This window comes from Peribacillus sp. NPDC101480, from assembly GCF_050277335.1.
Lineage (GTDB): Bacteria > Bacillota > Bacilli > Bacillales > DSM-1321 > Peribacillus.
Genome location: NZ_JBNNSB010000007.1, coordinates 202,573 through 223,485, shown reverse-complemented (window position 1 = coordinate 223,485; position 20,913 = coordinate 202,573). Strand labels below are relative to the sequence as shown.

General features: G+C 43.9%; 21 protein-coding genes. 4 read left to right on the top strand and 17 right to left on the bottom strand.

Annotated elements, in window-relative coordinates:
* Positions 1–9: 9 nt before the first annotated feature.
* The 13 genes from ACQKMF_RS21910 to ACQKMF_RS21850 all read right to left on the bottom strand — a co-directional run bounded on the left by ACQKMF_RS21910 (position 10) and on the right by ACQKMF_RS21850 (position 10,977).
* Positions 10–786: an enoyl-CoA hydratase-related protein gene (locus ACQKMF_RS21910; RefSeq protein ID WP_427574953.1), complete on the bottom strand. Its 777-nt coding sequence runs from the start codon at positions 784–786 to the stop codon at positions 10–12.
* A 13-nt stretch (positions 787–799) separates the two neighbouring features.
* Complete coding sequence (locus ACQKMF_RS21905; protein WP_101224266.1) at positions 800–2,008, bottom strand: acetyl-CoA C-acyltransferase; 1,209 nt, start codon at positions 2,006–2,008, stop codon at positions 800–802.
* Positions 2,005–2,877, bottom strand: coding sequence for a 3-hydroxyacyl-CoA dehydrogenase (locus ACQKMF_RS21900; RefSeq protein WP_230177278.1), 873 nt, complete (start codon positions 2,875–2,877; stop codon positions 2,005–2,007). Before ACQKMF_RS21900 ends, ACQKMF_RS21905 begins: the two co-directional genes overlap by 4 nt.
* Positions 2,878–2,997: 120 nt before the next feature.
* On the bottom strand, positions 2,998–4,515 hold the full coding sequence (locus tag ACQKMF_RS21895; RefSeq protein WP_230177277.1) for an aldehyde dehydrogenase family protein: 1,518 nt from the start codon (positions 4,513–4,515) through the stop codon (positions 2,998–3,000).
* A gap of 23 nt (positions 4,516–4,538) precedes the next feature.
* A complete protein-coding gene (locus ACQKMF_RS21890) occupies positions 4,539–5,312 on the bottom strand; it encodes an enoyl-CoA hydratase-related protein (RefSeq protein ID WP_427574950.1) in 774 nt (257 codons plus the stop codon).
* A 10-nt stretch (positions 5,313–5,322) separates the two neighbouring features.
* On the bottom strand, positions 5,323–6,099 hold the full coding sequence (locus ACQKMF_RS21885) for an enoyl-CoA hydratase/isomerase family protein (protein ID WP_260356843.1): 777 nt from the start codon (positions 6,097–6,099) through the stop codon (positions 5,323–5,325).
* Positions 6,096–6,401, bottom strand: a complete 306-nt coding sequence (locus ACQKMF_RS21880) for an EthD family reductase (protein ID WP_098372584.1) — start codon at positions 6,399–6,401, stop codon at positions 6,096–6,098. Before ACQKMF_RS21880 ends, ACQKMF_RS21885 begins: the two co-directional genes overlap by 4 nt.
* A gap of 20 nt (positions 6,402–6,421) precedes the next feature.
* Complete coding sequence (gene paaD, locus ACQKMF_RS21875) at positions 6,422–6,919, bottom strand: 1,2-phenylacetyl-CoA epoxidase subunit PaaD (RefSeq protein ID WP_101224271.1); 498 nt, start codon at positions 6,917–6,919, stop codon at positions 6,422–6,424.
* 24 nt (positions 6,920–6,943) lie between these two features.
* Positions 6,944–7,744 (bottom strand): 1,2-phenylacetyl-CoA epoxidase subunit PaaC, encoded by an 801-nt coding sequence (gene paaC / locus ACQKMF_RS21870; RefSeq protein ID WP_427574947.1) that lies wholly within the window; start codon positions 7,742–7,744, stop codon positions 6,944–6,946.
* On the bottom strand, positions 7,734–8,093 hold the full coding sequence (paaB, locus tag ACQKMF_RS21865) for a 1,2-phenylacetyl-CoA epoxidase subunit PaaB (protein ID WP_101224273.1): 360 nt from the start codon (positions 8,091–8,093) through the stop codon (positions 7,734–7,736). The genes paaC and paaB overlap by 11 nt, the downstream gene beginning before the upstream one ends.
* An 18-nt stretch (positions 8,094–8,111) precedes the next feature.
* Entirely contained in the window at positions 8,112–9,068 is a 957-nt protein-coding gene (gene paaA / locus ACQKMF_RS21860) for a 1,2-phenylacetyl-CoA epoxidase subunit PaaA (RefSeq protein WP_101224274.1), read from the bottom strand.
* 126 nt (positions 9,069–9,194) lie between these two features.
* A complete protein-coding gene (locus ACQKMF_RS21855) occupies positions 9,195–9,434 on the bottom strand; it encodes a ferredoxin (protein WP_402941047.1) in 240 nt (79 codons plus the stop codon).
* Between the two features lie 214 nt (positions 9,435–9,648).
* On the bottom strand, positions 9,649–10,977 hold the full coding sequence (locus ACQKMF_RS21850; protein ID WP_260356840.1) for a phenylacetate--CoA ligase family protein: 1,329 nt from the start codon (positions 10,975–10,977) through the stop codon (positions 9,649–9,651).
* A 249-nt stretch (positions 10,978–11,226) separates the two neighbouring features.
* Here ACQKMF_RS21850 and ACQKMF_RS21845 point away from each other — a divergent pair, with 249 nt between their 5' ends.
* The 3 genes from ACQKMF_RS21845 to ACQKMF_RS21835 are packed head-to-tail and all read left to right on the top strand — an operon-like array spanning position 11,227 to position 13,588.
* Positions 11,227–11,580: a DUF485 domain-containing protein gene (locus ACQKMF_RS21845; protein ID WP_230177268.1), complete on the top strand. Its 354-nt coding sequence runs from the start codon at positions 11,227–11,229 to the stop codon at positions 11,578–11,580.
* Positions 11,577–13,127: a solute symporter family protein gene (locus ACQKMF_RS21840; protein ID WP_427574943.1), complete on the top strand. Its 1,551-nt coding sequence runs from the start codon at positions 11,577–11,579 to the stop codon at positions 13,125–13,127. Before ACQKMF_RS21845 ends, ACQKMF_RS21840 begins: the two co-directional genes overlap by 4 nt.
* Before the next feature lie 14 nt (positions 13,128–13,141).
* A complete protein-coding gene (locus ACQKMF_RS21835) occupies positions 13,142–13,588 on the top strand; it encodes a PaaI family thioesterase (protein ID WP_427574941.1) in 447 nt (148 codons plus the stop codon).
* 137 nt (positions 13,589–13,725) lie between these two features.
* Here the strand turns inward: ACQKMF_RS21835 and ACQKMF_RS21830 are convergent, their stop codons facing one another.
* The 4 genes from ACQKMF_RS21830 to ACQKMF_RS21815 form a co-directional block, all read right to left on the bottom strand.
* Entirely contained in the window at positions 13,726–15,105 is a 1,380-nt protein-coding gene (locus ACQKMF_RS21830; protein ID WP_402941040.1) for an allantoinase, read from the bottom strand.
* Between the two features lie 30 nt (positions 15,106–15,135).
* On the bottom strand, positions 15,136–16,398 hold the full coding sequence (locus ACQKMF_RS21825) for a pyridoxal-phosphate-dependent aminotransferase family protein (protein ID WP_101224280.1): 1,263 nt from the start codon (positions 16,396–16,398) through the stop codon (positions 15,136–15,138).
* 14 nt (positions 16,399–16,412) lie between these two features.
* Positions 16,413–17,660 (bottom strand): allantoate deiminase, encoded by a 1,248-nt coding sequence (gene allC / locus ACQKMF_RS21820; protein WP_427574938.1) that lies wholly within the window; start codon positions 17,658–17,660, stop codon positions 16,413–16,415.
* 197 nt (positions 17,661–17,857) lie between these two features.
* Complete coding sequence (locus ACQKMF_RS21815) at positions 17,858–18,913, bottom strand: Rieske 2Fe-2S domain-containing protein (protein ID WP_427574936.1); 1,056 nt, start codon at positions 18,911–18,913, stop codon at positions 17,858–17,860.
* A gap of 309 nt (positions 18,914–19,222) precedes the next feature.
* Between ACQKMF_RS21815 and ACQKMF_RS21810 the strand changes: the two genes are divergently transcribed.
* A complete protein-coding gene (locus ACQKMF_RS21810) occupies positions 19,223–20,836 on the top strand; it encodes a PucR family transcriptional regulator (protein WP_402941032.1) in 1,614 nt (537 codons plus the stop codon).
* The last annotated feature ends 77 nt before the right edge of the window (positions 20,837–20,913 follow it).

Below are 20,913 nucleotides of genomic sequence, written 5' to 3'. Positions count from 1 at the left end.
AGCGCAATATCAATCACCAGTAAACCGTGCTTTTCTCCGTTCACTAAATGCCAGCAGCGCTTCCGATCTGTCTTGAGTCGGGATAGTCAATTCATAGGCTTTACCTTCTATGGCCATTCCGGTTTGCAAGTCCGTATTCATTCCTTGGTCAATCGCATATTTGGCTTGTTTGACTGCAATCGGCCCGTTTTTCATGATATTGGCTGCCAATTCTCCACAAGCTGACATTAGTTGATCCCTTGGCACGACCTTCAAAATGATCCCTAATTGACATGCCTCTTCTGCAGTCAATTTTTTAGCAGTGAAGATCAATTCCTTCGCTTTCATTTCCCCAATCAATCTCGGCAGCCGCTGTGTACCGCCTGCCCCAGGAATAATGGCCCAGCTAGTTTCAGTGAGCCCCATAGAAACACCTTCGGCTGCAATTGCAAAGTCACATGAAAGCATCCATTCAAATCCTCCCCCCAATGCATATCCATTGACGGCAGCTATGGTTGGCTGCGGAAGCCCTGCGATACTATTAAAAACATCACGAATCGCTTTAACGTTCCTTCTTACTTCCGCATCATTCAAAGACTTTCTTTCTTTCAAATCCGCACCCGCGCTGAATGCTTTTTCCCCAGCACCGGTGAAAATGACGACACGGATATTGCCGTCATAATAAACTGCATCGATGACTTCCTGAAGTTCACAAAGTGTCCCATAGTCGAAGCAGTTCAATACGTCGGGCCGATTCACTGTTATATAGCCGATTTGATTTATCACTTCATAAATAACCTTGGACATGAGGCACCTCCCCTTAATTTGTCTCGATATTTTCTATAATGGCCGATATGCCTTGGCCAACGCCTACACACATCGTCGCAAGACCATAGCGTACTTTCCGCTTTTTCATTTCGTGGACAAGTGTTGTTAAAATACGCGCCCCGCTTGCACCGAGGGGATGGCCAAACGCTATTGCCCCGCCATTGACATTCACTTTCTCCTGATCCAATTTCAACTGGCGGATGCACTCCAAGGATTGGGAAGCGAATGCTTCATTCAATTCCACTAGCCCGATGTCTTCAATCGTCAAGCTTGCCCTCTCCAATGCCTTTTTAGTGGCATGAATCGGACCAAGGCCCATAATGGACGGTTCTAAGCCCGCTACCGCCCCTACAACATATTTGGCCAGAGGCTTCAATCCAAGCTCCCGTGCTTTTTCTGCACTCATCAAAAGTAATGCCGAGGCTCCATCATTTACACCTGAAGCATTACCGGCCGTTACGGTGCCGCCTTTAAAGATCGGTTTGAGTTTTTCCAACTTTTCGATGGTCGTGTCAGGACGAGGGTGTTCATCCTTCTCGATAATGACCTCATTCCCTTTACGATCCGTATATCGAACAGGTACGATTTCAGTAATGAAACGCTCATTTTCCACTGCTTTTTTCGCTCTTTGCTGGCTTTGATACGCGAATTGATCTTGGTCCTCCCTTGAAACCGAAAAACGCAGGGCGACGTTTTCAGCCGTTTGAGGCATGGAATCCGCACCATACATTTCTTTAAGTTTCTCATTCGTGAAACGCCATCCGATCGTTGTATCCTGAAGCTCCATTGAACCCCGAGGAAATTCACTCTCAGGTTTGGCCATGACGTACGGCGCCCTTGTCATGCTTTCAGTACCGCCTGCGATATAAATATCGCCTTCACCAACTGCAATGGAGCGTGCAGCATACATGACGGCATCCAATCCGGATCCACATAAGCGATTTATTGTCGTTCCACCTACATTTACCGGAAGACCAGCTAAAAGGGCGGACATCCGGGCCACATCGCGATTATCCTCTCCGGCTTGATTTGCATTCCCGAAGATGACATCCTCAATTTGATCTGGCGGCAGCTCTGGATTGCGATCGGTCAGCGCCTTGATTACAATTGCACCTAGGTCATCCGGTCGAACGCTTTTCAATGCGCCTTTATATCTTCCGATTGGTGTTCTCACAGCATCAATGATCACAACATCCTTCATTTCCTCACCAGCTCGCCGTCTTTTGTATAATCGTACACACCTTTACCTGATTTACGGCCGAGCCTGCCAGCTTTAACATACTGTTCAAGGAGGGGAGCCGGGCGGTATTTCTCACCAAGCTTACTATGTAAGTATTTTAAATTATTCAATCGGGCATCCAGTCCCACCAAATCACCTAGCTCAAATGGACCCATTGGGTAATTCAGCCCTAACTTTATTGCCTTATCGATTTCCTCTGGTGTGCCTAAACCTTCTTGAAGCATAAAGAAGGCTTCATTTCCTACCAAACAGCTGATCCTGCTGGTTACAAACCCAGGGAATTCATTTATGACCACTGTTTCTTTTCCCATTTTTCCGGCTACCTCTTTTATTACGGCTGCCGTTTCATCGCTGGTTTCAAGTCCACGTACGATTTCAACGAGCGGCATCTTTTGTACAGGATTGAAAAAATGCATGGCAATCGTTTTTTCGGGACGTTTTCCATAAGAACCAATTTCCGTCGGGCTCATCGTGGACGTATTGGTTGCAAAATAACAGTCTTCTTTTGCATGGACTTCAATCGTTTCAAAGACTGCCCTCTTAATTTCCGCCTTTTCAGGAACTGCCTCTATGATCAAGTCGGCATATGCTGCTGATTCTTTCAAATTGGAAGAATAGGAAAATCTGCTTTTTGCAGCTGCCGCTTCTTCCTGAGTGATTTTTTGATAGCGCACACCCTTCTCAAAAATGGCATCTATCTCGTTTCTTGCACTTTCCAAAGCATCCTGATTCACATCCACCAGCACTACATTAAAGCCCCCTGTTGCTCCTACATAAGCTATTCCCCTGCCCATGACACCAGATCCGACAATCACTAGATTTCTAATCATTCGTTCATTCCTCCTTCAAAAATAAATAGGGCTGGCTGCGGATGAATCAGATCAGCATTCATCCATACCTGAATTACTTTTCCGACATTCCGTTCAGCCAGCCGCCTATTTTATGTTTTATTAAATTCCAAAGGGATTTAAGGGACGGCTTCCATGATAGGAAATGATGCTTTTCGTTTCTGTATAAAGATCAAGTGTCTCAATACAAAGTTCCCTGCCGAATCCTGATTGCTTATACCCTCCGAAAGGTGTTCCAGGAAATGCGGAGAATGGGCAATTCACCATGACGATTCCCGCTTCTATTTGATTGGCGACCCTAGTCGCACGCCCGCCGTCTTTTGTCCAGAGGGCTGAACCCAAACCGAATTCCGTATCATTCGCGAGTCTCACGGCTTCTTTTTCATCTTTGAATTTCATTATGACAACGACCGGCCCGAATATTTCCTCTTTCACAACATCCATATCATGATTGACATTCGCAATGACCGTCGGTTCATACCAATAACCGTTTTCGAAGCCTTCGATGACCGCTGGCTTTCCTCCTGTGAGGATTTTCGCTCCATCAGTAATGGCAGATTGTACATAATTGTCGATGACATCCAATTGCCCTTGATCTATGACTGCACCGACGTGTGTTTCTTTATCGAGCGGATTGCCCAATTTCAATTTTTTCGTTTTTTCTACGAATCTGGCAACGAACTCATCATATATGTCTTCGTGAACGTATAAACGGGATCTGGCTTCGCAAGACTGCCCAGTATTGTAGAAAATGCCATATAATGATCCATCGATAGCCGCTTCAAGGTCTGCATCCTCAAAAACAATATTAGGGGACTTACCGCCAAGCTCCAATGTCACCCTCTTTAATGTCTGTGAAGCTTTGCCCATGAGATCCCTGCCGATTGGCGTAGAACCCGTGAAGGCTACCTTATTCACTTTCGGATGTTCGACAAGGTAATTCCCTACGTCAGATCCAGGTCCTGGAATGATGTTGACCACGCCGGAAGGAACACCAGCTTCTAAACAGATTTCACCTAATACAATGGCAGTCAGCGGCGTTAACGAAGCTGGCTTAACAATGACCGAACAGCCGACTGCGATTGCAGGTGCAATTTTCCACGCAGCCATCATCATAGGGTAATTCCAAGGGATGATTTGAGCACAAACCCCTACTGGCTCCTTTTCCGTATAATTATGGAATTGACCAGGAACATTATTGACCGATCCGCGATGTGCAACTAAAGCTCCTGCATAAAACTCGAAATCTTCAATTGCCTGCATGACTTGGCCTTGAGCTGCAGAGATGGATTTGCCGCTGTTCAGGACTTCCAATTCAACCAATTCATTAAAGCGTGAACGCATGATCGCTGCAATTTTGTTCAAAACACGAGACCGTTTGTTAATCGGTGTCCTCTTCCATTTCCCGTTATCAAATGCTTCACGTGCAGCTTGAACAGCCTTTTCTGCATCTTCCTTGGTCGCCTTTGCAACCTTGGCAATGATTTCACCTGTTGCAGGATTATACGCATCAATCGTGGAACCATCCGAGCTTTCCACTCTTTCTCCATTAATGATCAGATGATAATAATCACGCTTCATTTCCGCTTTTTCAAATGCCGCCTCTTGTACTCTAACCATATAATCCCACTCCCTTTTCTATATTACTTGCCTATGAATTGAGCTTTCCTTTTTTCAGTGAATGCTGCCACACCTTCTGCATAATCTTTCGTTAAGCCAGCAATTCGCTGCCCCTCCGCTTCTTCTTTTAAGTATTCTTCCAATGAAAGGTGATAGGACGCCTCTAAGTATCTTTTGATTAAACCGATCGCTTTCGTTGGTTTGTTTGCGATATTCTCTGCAAAGGCTTTCAATTCCTCGTTCCATTCCTCCAAAACGATCACTTTTGTAGCGAGTCCGATATTTTTCGCCTCGCTAGCCGTAACCTTTTCCCCCAATAAAGATAATTCCAAGGCTTTCGCATGACCAACGATCCGCGAAAGGTAATACAGATTCCCCGAATCAGGAATCAACCCGATATTGACAAAAGCATTTAAAAAGCTGGCTTTTTCAGAAACAAGCCGAAAATCGCATGCCAACGCCAGGCTGAAGCCAGCACCTGCAGCCACTCCATTGACTGCGGCAATGATCGGTTTTTCACAGTTTGCTATTTGCTGCATCATCGGACCGTAGTCATCAAGCAGCTTTTGGCCTAAATTCATGCCCTCATCAACATCCGATAAATCCTGCCCCGAACAAAAGGCCCTGCCTTCCCCAGTAATGATAATGGCCCGCACTTCATCTGACCCCGCAGATATTTTCATCGCTTTCTGTATTTCCTTATTCATTTGGGCCGTAAAGGCATTTAGTTTTTCAGGACGGTTCAAAGTAAGCCATGCCACTCCATTTTCAACCCTATATTTGATGGTTTCGTACATAGAGCACCCCTTATCCGCCTGTAAAATCCGGCTCTCTTTTTTCTACAAATGCTTTCATTCCTTCTTTTTGGTCCTCTGATGCAAAAAGAATATAGAAGTTCTTCCGTTCAAATTGCATGCCCTCATATAAGGTGTAATCAACGGCTTTATTGACGGATTCTTTAATCAGCCTTACAGCTAACGGGGGTTGCTTTGCTATCTTCCTGGCAAAATCAACCGTTTCTTCCATTAACAATTCAGGTGCCACGATCTTATTGATGAAACCATATTGCAGAGCTGTCTTTGCCTTTATCCTTTCAGCCGTCAACATCCATTCAAGTGCCTTTGTCTTGCCTACCAATTTCGTCAATCTTTGGGTTCCTCCCGCACCAGGCATGACCCCTAGTGTCACTTCCGGAAAGGAAAACTGGGTATCGCTGGCGGCAATCAGGAAATCACAGGATAAAGCAAGTTCAAAACCACCGCCGAATACAAAACTTTTCACCGCACCAATCACAGGCTTTTTGACTAGGCTTATTCGGTCCCAATCGGCAAATTGGTTCGTTAACTCCATACTGATTGGATTGTCGTTCACCATCTCGTCAATATCAGCTCCAGCGGAAAATGCTTTTCCATTACCCGATAGCAAGATCACCTTCACTTGCGGGTCCCGGTCGAATTCTTCCATGGTTAAAACTATTTCCCTCACCATTTTCCTGTTAAGGGCATTCAGTTGCTGCGGCCGATTTAAAGAGATATAACCAATGCCATCCGCGATTGACGTTTCAATGAATTGAAGCGCATTCATTTTATTTCTTCGCCGATCATCATCGTTACAAGTTTCCCCGCAAAGCCCATTAAGTCTTTCCCTGATGCTTTGCCCTCAGGAGAACGCATTCCTTTTTGCAGTGCATCATGGTCTTCATAATACATTTCACATAGAATGTGATACTCAGAGTCTTTGCCCATCGGTGTCCCGACTATTTTAGTGACCTCCATTTTTTGAAGACCAGGAATTTTTTCCGTTATCGGACCATGTACATTGAAGTAGTGCTCATCGAATTCTTCCTTGTTTTCAGGTTGTTTATAAAGGGCGATTAGTTTTACCATTTTAGAAAACCTCCATTTTATTAGATTATTTTTATCATCGGTTTCATCGCTTCGAACGGATTTTTGCATGCCTTACAATATAAAATGCTGCGGCAGGCCGTTGGACCGAAGATATTTTCCATCGTGACATATGTCGATTCACAATATGGGCAATCCACATGCCATGATCCATCACTTTTCATTTGTCGGGGAGGAGGGGAGATTCCGAAAACCTTCAATCCCGCTTTCCCCTTTTCCGTAATTCGATCGGATGTCCAGGAAGGGGAACGTAAAAATTCCACACTTACATTTTTTACGGCAGGCAACTGTCGAAGGGCTGTTTCCACATTTTTTTGAATGATCGACAATGCCGGGCACCCAAGAAAAGTTGGCAGCATTTTTACCGAAACGTCCTGGCCCGAAACCGTCACGTCTTCAACCATCCCTAAATCCAGAATACTTACTGTATCGATTTCGGGATCTTTAACGTCTTCCAGGAGCCTATATATTTCTTCTGTGTTTAACTGTACGGTCGCCATGGTACCCCTCCCCTTTCTATTGATTCACCATGAAGCTGCTTTATCGCTTGCGTATACTTCGCTTAACGTTTCTAGCGCCTTTTCCAAATCTTCCGTATGCTGGCCATTACGACCATCACCTCTTGCCATCCCTATTTGAATCGTTGTTGCCAAGCCGACACTTTCAAAAATTGGTGTGATGGCCTCGATCCATTTTTTCTGTAATACAGCTTCGCCCTCTATCAAGCCGAGCTCAACCATTTCCTCTCCATATTGTCCAAGTGAAAATACGCCAGCAAAATTGGGCATTGTTTTCCCGATTGCCGCTTTCATTCTCGAAACTGCTTCCAAGTGACCAGATCCCAGCAATTGGACGAACCATGTTTTCCAGTGCATCAAATGATAGTAAAGTTCCATCTGTACCTTTTGTGCCACTTCAGCAAGCGGTTCATATGAACTTGAATGAAGGGATTGAACCTTAATCGCTTTGGCTTGGGTATAAAAATAATTTCGCACTACCGCAAACGCCCAATCATAATCCGGGTCTTTCATATAGTAACCAGGACCATTGACCAATTCGAGAATGATTGCATTGCGCCGTTCCTTGGCGGGACGGTCATGAGCAAGCTTATCAGCATCCCCTTCACCGAGTTCTTCAAGTAATTTATAATATATTGCGGCATGCCCCATCGTGTCTTGAGATATCGAAGCGGATGCAACATCTTCCTCGATATGCGGTGCAAGTCCCAACCATTCTGCACCACGGTATGAATGGATGAAGTCATCGTCAGCCAGTTGAAGCAGCAATTCCTTGATTGCGATGCCCTTCAATGATTCATTCTTCATTTTTCACACCTCCAGCCCAAGACATTATCTCTTTTTCATCGAGCATTCCCTGCTCATACTTCCGCCATTTTTTCTTTAAATACCCGTATCCTTTTGTGGTCCTGTAGTCTTTATTATCGATACGTTGAAGCGTTTTCTTTTCCTCGGCCGTCATTTTCCGTATATTCTGTCTTTTCACGACCCAGATATCATCAACCGCTTCACGTCTCATGAAGTTTTCTTGTGCCATCATGATGGCGATATCCTCATTCGGGGCCAGCAGGCTGAAGTGATATTGAACGGGTGATGATTGCGTTTTACGGCTAAACACTTCAAATTCTTCAAAGTAATTCCCTTGCCTAGTTTCCATATCGTCCTTCCCCCTCCCTTAGATGACCTTGGGCGCCAATGCCTCACGTACCCATTTATTATTTTCATAAGAAATTCTTCGAAGACTTAAGCGATCCTGCGAACGGGGACCTTCATTCCTTGCGAACACCTTCAATTTCCCCCAATCGGGTTGTTGGTAAATCCAGGTTTCGGATGCTTTGTCAAACCTAAGCGTTTCATCTGGAATGCTGAAGCCAAGTGAAAGGATCCGCTTTACATATTTAGAAAAAAAGGCTTGTCGAAGTTGTTCATTCGTACTGGTTCTGATTCTGTACTTAATCGTTATATCCTGTTTGGAAGTGCCCACTTCATTCTTACTGGGAGGTCCAAAGAAAAGTAATAAAGATTCCCACCAATAATTGATGGAGTCTTGAACCAATTTCCTTTGTTCTTCCGTCCCCTCAGCCAAAGCCATGATTATCGCTTCACCATGCTGGGCGTGAAAAACTTCTTCCGCACAAATCCTCTGTAATGCCCTGGCATAAGGTCCGTATGAGGCGCCCAGCATGTTCGTCTGGGAAATGATGGCTGCACCATCAACAAGCCAGCCAATCAATCCAGCATCGCCCCAGGATTTGGCTTCCATATGGAAAACATTATGAAACTTTAAATCTCCTTTAAACAAATCTTGCATTAGGTCATCCCGTTTTTTACTGTAAGGCCTTAGCAAATCCTCGGCGACTCGAAGCAATAATTGCCCATGCCCCATTTCATCCTGCACCTTTGCCATGATTCCAAGTTTTCTATTTAAGGTCGGGGCTTTAGGTACCCATTCCTTTTCTGGAAGCGCCCCCATGATTTCACTGATTCCATGCATCGATATTAACTTGATTAAAGTGCCCCGGTATTCTTCCGGCATCCAATCATCCGCCTCTATCTTTTCTCCCGCTTCTATTCTGGCAATGAATTGATTTAGCTTTTCTTCTCCTGCCATATCATTTAAAAGAACGTTCATCCAAATCACCTCTTTTTATTATATAACGTTTATATAACGTTATTATATTTTACTGTTATATTTAATGCAAGACTATTCTGTTTTTTTTCGAAATAAAAGGAAATTATCTGGGTTTCTTTGAATCTTTTAATCCACTAAAACTTTAAAGGGCGAGGTTTCCACTTTGATTGAATCTGTCGGACAGCCCTCCACTGCATCATCCAGATCATCAAATAAACCTTCCGCGACCTCTGCAATTCCTTCATTTTCATCCAGGATGACAAATGCCACTCCCTCATCATTGTAATCAAAGATTTCAGGTGCAGCCGCACCGCATGCACCGCAAGCAATGCAAGTTTCTTGATCCACAACTGTATATTTTGACAAGAGGCCCTCCTCCTTCTCCATTTCATGATTGGCTCCATCTTCTCTTCCATTAAGAGATAAACCCATATTTAACCACGATTGCATCCGCTTTATGTATCGCGTTTACTTGTTCGATTTCTTCAGCTCATTTATTCCAATCGTACGGTAATTTAGCAGGAAAGAACTGAACGATGGAATCGTCCGGTTTCAACATCCATATTCATGAGCATGGAATTTATAAACGAATGACTTCATCCTTCCGCTTATCAACGACACGAATCGCTTTTCCTTCTGAACGGGGAATGCTTTTTGGGATGTTGACAACAATATCCATCGTTACAAGACATGCGGATTTCAAATGATGCTGTATCGTTTTCCTTAATATCTCTACATTACCATGCGTTAAGTCTTCTTCAATTTCCCTGTAGAAACCGCTTTCAATTTCAATATGCAGTTCAACACCGTCCATATTTCCCTTCTTAACGAGATGAATCTGATAGTGTGGCACAATTCCCTCCATTTGGAATAGCACACGCTCTATTTCAGATGGAAACACATTCACTCCCCTGACTATGATCATATCATCCGTTCTGCCCTTAACACGGGACATTCTAGTTGTCGTACGCCCGCATTTACACGGTTCATGTGTAATTGAGGCGATATCACCTGTACGGTAACGAATGATTGGCAGCGCTTCCTTTGTAAGGCTGGTAAAGACAAGTTCCCCATCTTCGCCGTCCTTAACCGGTTCAAGCGTGTCCGGGTTAATGACCTCGACAAGGAAATGGTCTTCTGCGATATGCAGTCCATCCTGTGCTTCATGACATTCAATCGCAACTCCCGGCCCCATGATTTCACTTAATCCGTAAATATCGATGGCTTTCAATTTCAGTTTCCTCTCCAGTGTTGCCCTCATTGCCTCCGACCATGGCTCAGCTCCGAAAATCCCATACTCAAGCCCATTATCAGCAGGATCAATTCCCATCTCTTCCATCTTTTCAGCGATATTCAAAATATAAGTAGGGGTTCCGCAAATGCCTCGCGGTTTAAAGTCATTGATGATCGTAATCTGCCTATCGGTATTCCCCCCTGAAATGGGTACTGTCGCAACTCCCAGCTTTTCTGCCCCGCAATGCAAGCCCAGGCCCCCTGTAAACAGACCATATCCATATGCATTATGGAAAATATCTGACTTGCGGCCTCCTGCAGCTACAATTCCACGTGCGACGATTGTTGCCCAATTTTCCAAATCATTTTTCGTATACCCGACAATTGTAGGCTTTCCGCTCGTTCCGGATGAACCATGAATGCGTGTTACATCCTCCATCGGAACGGCAAATAAACCGAATGGATACTGATCACGAAGCGTCTGTTTTTTTGTAAATGGAAGCTTTATCACATCGTTTAGAGTTTGAATATCTTCTGGTTCCAGGCCCATCTCTCTAAACTTTTCTCTGTAATAAGGTACATTTTCATATACATGGCTAATCGTTTTTTTAAGGCGTGCCATTTGTAAACTTTCCATTTCAGCACGCGAAGCCGTTTCAACTTCCGGATTGTACATTGTTTCAGTCCCCCTCAATTTTACTATTGTCCCATCTAACATACATAACGGTAATAAAACGGAGATTAAATTATTGTTATGATTTATTTCAAGATTAATACGTCATTTCTACGTTGTCAATAATGTTTTTATAATTCAGATAAAATGACCGAATAGACAAAATACTAATTTACTAAATTTTCAGACAATGATATATCATTTTATCAAACAATCGTTTTAAAAACGTGCTACACAAAAAGGGGGCTTACTATGGAATCACAGGCTAAAAACGGCCATTCACCATCAGGACATGACAACGGAAATAAGTATCGTCAATTAATTGAAACGGAAGAATTCAAGTATTTGCTTCAAAAGAAAAAAGCTTTCATCGTACCTGTCACTCTCTTCTTTCTTGCTTTTTATTTTGTTCTGCCTATTTTAGCTGCTTATAGCGAAGTGTTGAAGGGTGAAGCTTTTTTTAATATTACTTGGGCTTGGGTATATGCACTTCTCCAATTCGCTGTCGTATGGTTAGGGGGAATTGTCTATATCAAAAAAGCAGAGAAATACGACAAGATGGCTAAAAATATCTTGAATAAATATGAGAAGGAGCTTGGCGAATGAGCATTTTATCCCTCACGCTTTTTTTGGGCATCATCTTGTTAACGCTTACAATAACCTATTACTCTTCTAAGAAGACAAAAAATGCCAGCGATTTTTATACGGCCGGCGGCGGATTGACAGCATGGCAGAATGGATTGGCCGTAGCAGGTGACTTTATGTCAGCCGCATCCTTCCTTGGAATTACGGGTGCAATCGCACTGATTGGTTTTGATGGCTTTTATATGAGCATCGGGAACCTTGTTGCCTTTCTTGTCTTATTGTATCTTGTATCGGAACCACTTCGCAATCTAGGTAAGTTTACGCTGGCAGACATGATTTCAGCACGCTTCAAATCAAAAAAAGTGCGAGGGATAGCTGCTGCTAACACACTTGTCATTTCAATCTTTTACATGATTGCCCAACTTGTAGGTGCAGGAGGATTAATTAAACTCTTGCTCGGCATCGATTATTGGCTATCAGTTCTTCTTGTCGGTGTACTGATGACGATTTATGTGATTTTCGGCGGGATGAGAGCGACAAGCTGGGTGCAGATCACGAAGGCGGTTCTATTGCTAGGCGGTTCCGCTGTATTGACGTTCATCGTTTTTTCCCGTTTTAATTTCAACATTTCAGAGATGTTCCAACATGTACAAACTGCAACACCGCTCGGAAAGGAATTTTTGAATCCAGGAAATAAATACACCGATGGACTCGACATGATTTCATTTAATATGTCGCTTGTCCTTGGAGCAGCAGGCCTTCCGCATTTACTCGTCCGCTTCTTTACAGTAAAGGACGCAGCTACTGCAAGGAAATCCGTCGTATATTCCACATGGTTTATAGGGGTATTTTTCATCATGACGATTTTCCTTGGTTTCGGCGCTGCATCTTTCGTCGGGTTTGAGCGGATCATCGAAGCAAACTCGGCTGGAAACATGGCCGCGCCCCTTCTTGCATTAACCATGGGCGGGGAATTTTTATTCGCATTCGTTTCTGCTGTGGCATTTGCCACGATTTTAGCGGTTGTATCCGGCCTTGTTTTAACGTCGGCATCGGCTTTTGCACATGATATATACGGTGAAATCATCAAGGAAGGAAATATTACGGAAAAACAGCAAATACTTGTTGCCCGAATGGCTTCTGTCGGAGTAGCGGTCATTTCGATTTTACTTGCTTTATTTGCTCAATCAATGAATGTCGCTTTTCTTTCAGTCCTTGCGCTTGGAATTGCTGCCAGTGCCAATTTACCGATCATTCTTTGCCCAATATATTGGAAACGCTTCAACGCAACCGGAGCGATCACCGGAATGTCATTCGGGTTACTCAGCTCCATCATACTGGTCATGCTCAGTCCCAATGTATGGAATCCGGAACCTGGGATGGGAATTTTCACTGGTGATCCCCTCTTCTCGATGAGCAACCCGACCATTTTCACCGTACCGCTCGGCTTTATTGGAGCTTATTTAGGTACAATACTGTCAAAAGCAAAAGATGAAGAAAACGGTTTTGCTGAGGTACTGTTCAAATCAAACACCGGATATGGGATAAGTTCAGCAAAAGACCATTAAGAAGGAGGATTTCCATGACCACACATTTAGATCAGGATATTCACGAATTGCATTACGATCAAATCAAACAAGTACTGGTCGACGAACCATACGCTTCTTTTCTAGGGATGAAATTGACGAAACTCGGCCCCGGGACAGCTGAAGCAGAATTGATTCCAAGTGACCACATGCTAAATAGCCATGGAACGGTTCACGGTGCCATCATCTTTTCACTCGCTGATTACGTGTTCGCCGCAGCCAGTAATTCATATGGCAAAATTGCGGTTGGCGTTTCAAACAACATCAACTTCTTATCAGCTGGCAAACGGGGTGAGACTTTAACTGCCAGAGCGGAAGAAATAAAGAAAAACCATAAACTGGCCTGGTATAAAATAGACGTGTCAAATGAAAGGGAATTGATTGCAACCATGGAAGCGATGGTATACAGGAAAAGTCAATATTTCGTCGACCAAGTTGAATAAGTAACACTTGGAACCGGACGAGCAATCAACTTGTCCGGTTTATTTTCCCCTCGTTTTGCCCATGATACATACGTTGAGCTAATAAAAAGGGGATTCCCGATTTGGAATCCCCCTCCCTTATTTTAAAACCCTTCTTCCTAGCTATTGGCCGGAATACTGGAATCTATCACTTTTAGCCACTCCCCACGCTCCCTTTCACTGATTACATCAGTCTCGTAAACTATTTTCCCTCTATTCATGGTAGCCGTGATTTGGCAAGGAAAGGTATGGCCCATATAAACGCTTTGTTTATGTTTCGCGAAAAAATTCGTTTCCGAAACTTCATGCGTACCATTAAGGGAAACGATGGCAAGGTCTGCATCCTTCCCTACCTCGATTTGTCCTTTTCTAGAGGAGAGACCGAACCTTTTTGCCGGGGCTGAAGCTGTCCACTCAGCGACCTTATGAAGCGGGATACCATGTAAAACAGCCAACTCAATCATCGACATCAACGAAAATTGCCCCCCGCTTATTCCGCCCCACGCTTCAAAAATATTATGTATGGCAGGATCTTTCAGCTCAAAAGGGCATGGTGAGTGGTCGGAAGAAATCATATCGAATTTCCCTTCCATTAAACGGGTAATCAATCTTTCTTGTTCTTCCCTTTCCCTTAGTGGGGGAGCACATTTTGCAACCGCGCCTTTTTCTATTAAATCATCCTGATTGAATAATAAATAATGCGGACACGTCTCGACCGTCACATCCAGCCCCTTCTGTTTGGCCGATTCAATTTTTTCGATGGCCAAACTACTGCTAATATGGACAAAGTGCAGCGGACAGCCCGTTAACTCTGCATATGTAATGGCACGCTCCACAGCCTCCGCTTCCGCTTGCACAGGTCTTGTAGCTGCATAATCATTCGCACTGAATAGTCCATCCTTCTCTTTTTCCCGCTTGAACCACTGAGTGATCGGATCACTTTCCGCATGAAGGGCCAAAACCTTTCCCAATTCCGCTATTTTCTTCATTCCATGTAAAAGGGTGAAATCATCTGCCCGTTCAAACTCCTCATTTCCCGTCGCTGATAGAAATGCCTTAAATCCGATGACTCCGGATTTGGCGAGATCCTCTAAATCATCGATATTTCCCGGGACCAGTCCTCCCCATAATCCAAAGTCTATAACCGACTTCATCTCACCGAGATTGCCCTTTTCAAGGAGGGCCTTTCGATCAATCGTTGAAGGGATTCCATTCAATGGCATATCGAAATATGTGGTGCAGCCTCCCGCTGCCATCATTTGCGATCCTGTTTCAAAGCCCTCCCAATGAGCGCGGCCAGGTTCGCTAAAATGCACATGGACATCAATCATACCAGGAAAGATATGCTGGCCATCCGCTTCATACTCTGCATAACCAGTGCCATCCAGGATATCCCCAATCTTAACAATCATCCCATCCTGGATGGCAAGATCTGCTTTCTTCACTCCATCAGGAAAAACTACATATCCATTGCGGATAATAAGATCATATATTGACATATGGACCACTCCCCCAAAATAGTTTTATAATCAAAGAGATCCCCTTGATGCAGCCACTTTCTCCGTCTTTCCCACATACACATCCAGTGCAGCCTGCAAAGCCTCTCCCCGATTAACTTGGAACCCCTGGCGCAAAAGGACAGCTTCCAAGGAGGCCAATACAAAGAGGATGTTTTCTTTCCTGCAACTGAATCCCATGGTCCCGATCCTCCAGATTTTGCCGTGAAGCGGACCAAACGAGGAAGCGATTTCGATACCAAATTCATTCAACAGCATGGCTCTTACAGCTTCACCGTCGATTCCGTTTGGAATTTCGATGCAAGTTACACACGGAAGTTTGTTTTTCCCATCCCCGAATAACGTCAGCCCCATTGCCTTGATCCCTTCAACGAGAGCAGCTTCGTGGAGTTCATGACGGGCAAAGCGCGTTTCCAGACCTTCTTCAAGCACAAGGCGCAACCCTTCACGTAACGCATAAATCATGGAGGTCGCTTCTGTATGGTGATTCAAGCGGCGCGGTCCCCAATAATCCTGCAGCATGCTTAAATCGAAATAATTACTGGTGATCGGACGGCGGAGCGAAACCTTTTGGTTATCTTCATCCGTCGCAATACCACGTTCCACCTTTTTACGGGACTGGATGATTTCTTCTATTCTCTCATTATACGTAATCGGTGCCATACCTGAAGGAACGGACAAGCATTTTTGTGTCCCTCCTATCAACCCATCAATACACCATTCATCCACCTTAACATCGGTGCCCCCGATCGAGGCAACCGCATCCACCACAAGCAGGACACCCAATTCTCGGCAGGCCAACCCGATTTCCTTCAAAGGCTGCATACAACCTGTGGAAGTTTCCCCATGAACGATTGCTGTTATTTTTGGGGAGACTTTCTTGATTTCCGCGATGACAGCTTGCGGTTCGAACACCTCTCCCCAAGGACATTCCATCGTATGGACTTCAGCTCCGTATCGCTCACAGATTTCGACCAACAAATGACCGAATCTACCGAATATGGGAACCAGAACCTTATCTCCCGGCTCAATGATGCTGCATAGAATCGCTTCATTACCCGATCTTGAGGTGCCATCGATAGGGAATGCCCATTTATTTTTCGTTTGAAAAACCAAACGCAGCATTTCCATCACTTCATTCATGATTGTAGTGAATGCAGGATCGAATTGCCCTAATATCGGTGTGCTCATCGCCCTTAAAACACGCGGATCCACTTCGACCGGTCCTGGTGTCATGATCGTTCTCATCGGTGCATTCAATTCTGAATATGCCATTTTCCCCAACCCCTTTAATAGGCTAATTTATATAGTATTTCACTTAAAACGTCGATTCCCTTTTCCATATCCACAACACTCGTAAACTCCTTAGGCGAATGGCTGATCCCCCCCTTACTTGGAACGAACAGCAAGCAAGTCGGACAAAACGAACCAAATACTTGTGCATCATGGCCGGCTCCGCTGACCATATCTTGGTATGGTATTTTTTTATCTTCAGCTACCTTTCGGACAAGGCCATTCATTTCCCGATCCATCGCAACCGGTTTGACATCCATCCATTGTGAAACCTCCAGCTTCATTTCAGCTTTCTTTGCCAAGGAATCGAAAGTCGAAAAAATTTCCTTACAAAACCTTTCAAGAACCTCTTCCTCGTGATGCCTGATATCGAGACTGAGCTCCACTTCACCAGCAATGACATTCGGAACATTAGGTTTAACATCCATTCTCCCAACAGTCGCAACTAAACCCGGGTCCATACCCATCGCTTTTTTCGTTAAAAAAGAAATGAATTCCGAAGCAAAACCGACAGCATCCTTCCTGTATGACATGGGAGTGGTGCCCGCATGATCACTCTCACCCATGATTTTAACCGTATAACGGCGCTGCCCGACAATATGGCTGACGACCCCAATTGCATTCTCATTCTTTTCAAGCACCATCCCCTGTTCTATATGAATTTCGACGAACCGGTCAATATCATCGCGGACCGGGGTTTTATAGGCTTCAGGTTCAAACCCTGACTTTTTCATGGCTTCCAAAAAAGGAATTCCTTCTGTATCTTTTAAATCCCTGACATGCTCAAGACCATAGACTCCTTTAATATTCCTCGACCCCCAAAACGTTAAGGGAAATCTGCTTCCTTCCTCCTCACAAAAGGAAACGACTTCAATCGTCTTTCGCGGCGCCCCATAGGCTTTATACAACCTCTTAACTGCCAGGAAACTAGCGATGACCCCATATGCGCCATCATATTTCCCCCCATCCTTGACCGTGTCTATATGGGAACCGGTCAGAATGATTCCACCGGAGAGATCCCTTCCCTCAAGCCTGCCAAACAAGTTGCCTACACTATCAAAATATGTACTGAGGTTTTCTTTTTCCATCTCAGCTTTCATTGCCTGCTGAGCGCTCATCCATTCCTTGGAATATAATAACCGGGTCACCCCATTACTCTCCGTTGCCCCGAAAGATGCCAACCATTCTATCATCGACGCAACATCATCCTTTTCATTTATGATTTTTTCGATTTGAATGCCCATCACATCGCTTCCCTTCTCAATATCCATTCATGTTATGAATATTCACAAATTTATGTTATCTATTATTTTACTTGCTTTCACATTTAACTTCATTGACAATTCTGTTAGTATTTCGGTGTTTTTTTGTGCAAAATAACCAACTGAAAACAAGCCAACAAAAGAAGAGGGCGCCCATTAAACCGGACACCCTCTTTTTATCAACTTGTATAATTCGAGCCTAAGCCCAATTCCCTCAATAGCTGACGATAAGCGATCGACGTCTTATCTGCCGCGATATGCGCTTCCGCTTGCAAATCAAGAGGCAGCTCCTCCGGCTTTTGATTTTCCACCATTTCCTTATCTTCATTGAAAATCTGCAAGTTGAATTCATAAGTATCTTCAACCGGGGCATCTAAATCAAAGTTACGGGCCATCGGTGAAAACATTCTTGTCTTTCGTGCCGAAACCGGACTGGCACAGTTCAAGATGTGAAGTTTCCCATCCTCCGGGAAATGGACAGTAAGCCTGGCCGCCAGCGGTGGATAGATATCAAAAACACGCAGCCACTCAAAGTGGGCAGGTTCTAAATGCCGCATGCCTTTTCCGTAATTACTGACGGAACTTAAGTATTCCACATGCAGGCCATATTCCGTTTTTTCCACCTTATAACTAGGAACGATAGGATTGTTACGATCAGCGAAGCTTTCCGAATGAACCCAAGCAAAGTGGGACACATCCAAAAAACCTTCCATCTGCCGACCGGCTGAACCGGCAATGTCTATGGATGGCGGCAGGATGTTCAAATATGCCTTATCATCCCAGGCCGGCAACTTTGGAATATCCTCTTTATCGCTCGCAATCGAGGTCCAAATCAAGCCGTAGCGCTCAACCGCGGGATAAATATTAATGCAAAGACGCGGGGATATTTTAGCGTCGGGATGTGCAGGTATCCCCGTACAATTCCCTTCCGGGCCATATCTAAAACCGTGGTAAGGGCATACGATATCATCACCATCCACCCAGCCCATGCTTAATGGCACACCACGATGCAGACAAAGGTCCCTCGCAACGATAATCTTCCCATTGGCCCGATAAAGGACAAGATGCACATCCAGAAGTTTAATGCCTATCGGTTTTTCCGATATTTCCTCGACTGCCGCCACAGGAAACCAATATTGCGATAATACATCCCAGTCCCCTTTGCTGAATGTGCATTCTTTCGGAAACGGCGTTACTCTTTTTTTCTTACTGGAAGCAACTGTGCCTTCACTCATTTTATCGTCTCCCTTATCCTCACGTTATTTTTTATAAATATTAACAAAATTAAAATAATATGTCACCAAAGATGTTATAAAACCTAACATAAAAATGCTTTTTTATTTATCCGATAATCCAAACAATGAAATTTGTAGGATATGCCAAAGTGTTTGTATGATATGATAATGAAAATCCGCAAAGCACGTTAGTAAACGGAGGGATTCAAACTAATATCAGCAACATGCGCTAATTTAAAACCGATTCATTTCCCCTGTATTTATAAACTTACACTCAATACTCTAATTTTCCAAAATGAGGTGTTTCAGATGAAGGTAGCCGAACTTTTAACATTGCCAGCATTAACCGGCATGCATTTAATTGCCGGAGGAGCAGGGATCGAACGGGAAGTCCTCACAGTCAATATGATGGACGCTCCGGATATCATCAACTTTTTAAAACCAAATGAATTCCTTGTAACGACGGCTTATCACATAAAGGACAAGCCGCATCTCTTGTCATCACTCGTCGAAGCGATGGCAAACCAAGGCTGCGCAGCCCTGGGAATAAAGACAAGGAGGTACCTAAAGGAAATACCTGAGGAGGCACTGGTTCTTGCCAATGATTTATCCTTTCCAATCATTGAACTCCCGGCCGAATTGTCACTCGGGGAAATCATCAACCATACATTACGGGGGATTTTGGATCAACGTGCAGCGGAATTGACTTTTGCCATGGAAACACATAAACAATTCACAAACTTAATCATGCGCGGCAAAGGAATTCAAAAGCTGCTTGATCATTTATCGGATATGATTGGATACCCCATCTTATTAGTTGACCAGTACCTAAAACCGATATTCCAACCAATCTCAACACCTGGAATTATTCCAATAATCAAAAAAATGAGCGAAGCGGGATTCCGATTCCACAAAACCAAAACACCTTTCTTTTCATTTTCATCCCTTTCCAATAAACAGCCCTATACCGTCTTCCCCATCTATATGAATGAAGAAAAATTTGGTTATTTGACGATATCGGGAGAAATTAAGACTAGCGATAACCTCATAACATTGACGATAGAACAGGCAACTAATGTCATTTCTTTTGCCCTGATGAAAGAACACGCCCTTAAACAGCATGATCGGAATATCCGAAATGATTTCTTCCTTCATTTTCTCGATGGCAGTTTCTCTTCACAAGAGGAAATCATAAATCGGGCAAAGGAGTTTTCCTTACACAATGAAAAAACCTATATATGCGCAGTCGGAAAGATCGATGAATCCGATTCGGACATAAGTTACACACAGCTGCAGCGACGGGCTGATTCGATATACGAGTTTTTGGAAGATGAACTTTACCTATCACCCAATCCCATTCATCTCTTTACCAAAGGCAAGAAATGCATTCTTTTATATGAAGTGAATGAAGTCTCTGACGTTCTCCAAACTGTCGAAACCTCGCTAAAATCATTGCAAAGGATAACAGCCAGCCAGTTCGGCTGCACGATTTCTTTCGGAGTGAGCCATTTGAGCCAGAGTTTTTTACAGACCAAGAATTCTTACAAAGAAGCGAACGACTCCCTTCTCGAAGGAGGTCTTTCGAAAAGGACCGAATACATCCATATATTCCGAACGAAGGATATTATGGAATTATTGAGGATCATCCCCGAAGAAGACCTCATGAATTTTCACCATTATGCACTACAGGGATTTTCAAAGGTTTTCACTGAGGAGGAGCAATCCTTATTACAGACATTATCCGTCTATCTCGAAACTCATTGTCAAATATCCGAAACTGCCAAAAGGTTATTCGTACACCGAAACACAGTTGTATACAGACTCGAGAAATGCGAGGAGCTGCTCGGCAAGAGCCTGAAAGATTCGGAGACCACACTCCAGATACGGCTTGCCCTTCGCATTAAATCCTTACTTAAAATATAAAACAAAAGCCTCCCATCACTTTATGCAAGTTGTCTATATCCACAACCAAAAATTGTCTAATCTAACTAATGACAATT

Bases quoted from the DNA above. Each gene is read 5' to 3' on its own strand.
- ACQKMF_RS21830 (WP_402941040.1), bottom strand. From the start codon at position 15,105: ATGTCAATATATGATCTTATTATCCGCAATGGATATGTAGTTTTTCCT.
- ACQKMF_RS21815 (WP_427574936.1), bottom strand. From the start codon at position 18,913: ATGAGTGAAGGCACAGTTGCTTCCAGTAAGAAAAAAAGAGTAACGCCG.
- ACQKMF_RS21850 (WP_260356840.1), bottom strand. From the start codon at position 10,977: ATGTACAATCCGGAAGTTGAAACGGCTTCGCGTGCTGAAATGGAAAGT.
- ACQKMF_RS21910 (WP_427574953.1), bottom strand. From the start codon at position 786: ATGTCCAAGGTTATTTATGAAGTGATAAATCAAATCGGCTATATAACA.
- ACQKMF_RS21845 (WP_230177268.1), top strand. From the start codon at position 11,227: ATGGAATCACAGGCTAAAAACGGCCATTCACCATCAGGACATGACAAC.
- ACQKMF_RS21825 (WP_101224280.1), bottom strand. From the start codon at position 16,398: ATGGCATATTCAGAATTGAATGCACCGATGAGAACGATCATGACACCA.
- allC (WP_427574938.1), bottom strand. From the start codon at position 17,660: ATGGGCATTCAAATCGAAAAAATCATAAATGAAAAGGATGATGTTGCG.
- ACQKMF_RS21890 (WP_427574950.1), bottom strand. From the start codon at position 5,312: ATGTACGAAACCATCAAATATAGGGTTGAAAATGGAGTGGCATGGCTT.
- ACQKMF_RS21885 (WP_260356843.1), bottom strand. From the start codon at position 6,099: ATGAATGCGCTTCAATTCATTGAAACGTCAATCGCGGATGGCATTGGT.
- ACQKMF_RS21905 (WP_101224266.1), bottom strand. From the start codon at position 2,008: ATGAAGGATGTTGTGATCATTGATGCTGTGAGAACACCAATCGGAAGA.
- paaB (WP_101224273.1), bottom strand. From the start codon at position 8,093: ATGGAAACTAGGCAAGGGAATTACTTTGAAGAATTTGAAGTGTTTAGC.
- ACQKMF_RS21900 (WP_230177278.1), bottom strand. From the start codon at position 2,877: ATGATTAGAAATCTAGTGATTGTCGGATCTGGTGTCATGGGCAGGGGA.
- ACQKMF_RS21835 (WP_427574941.1), top strand. From the start codon at position 13,142: ATGACCACACATTTAGATCAGGATATTCACGAATTGCATTACGATCAA.
- paaA (WP_101224274.1), bottom strand. From the start codon at position 9,068: ATGAACGTTCTTTTAAATGATATGGCAGGAGAAGAAAAGCTAAATCAA.
- paaD (WP_101224271.1), bottom strand. From the start codon at position 6,919: ATGGCGACCGTACAGTTAAACACAGAAGAAATATATAGGCTCCTGGAA.
- paaC (WP_427574947.1), bottom strand. From the start codon at position 7,744: ATGAAGAATGAATCATTGAAGGGCATCGCAATCAAGGAATTGCTGCTT.
- ACQKMF_RS21880 (WP_098372584.1), bottom strand. From the start codon at position 6,401: ATGGTAAAACTAATCGCCCTTTATAAACAACCTGAAAACAAGGAAGAA.
- ACQKMF_RS21840 (WP_427574943.1), top strand. From the start codon at position 11,577: ATGAGCATTTTATCCCTCACGCTTTTTTTGGGCATCATCTTGTTAACG.
- ACQKMF_RS21895 (WP_230177277.1), bottom strand. From the start codon at position 4,515: ATGGTTAGAGTACAAGAGGCGGCATTTGAAAAAGCGGAAATGAAGCGT.
- ACQKMF_RS21810 (WP_402941032.1), top strand. From the start codon at position 19,223: ATGAAGGTAGCCGAACTTTTAACATTGCCAGCATTAACCGGCATGCAT.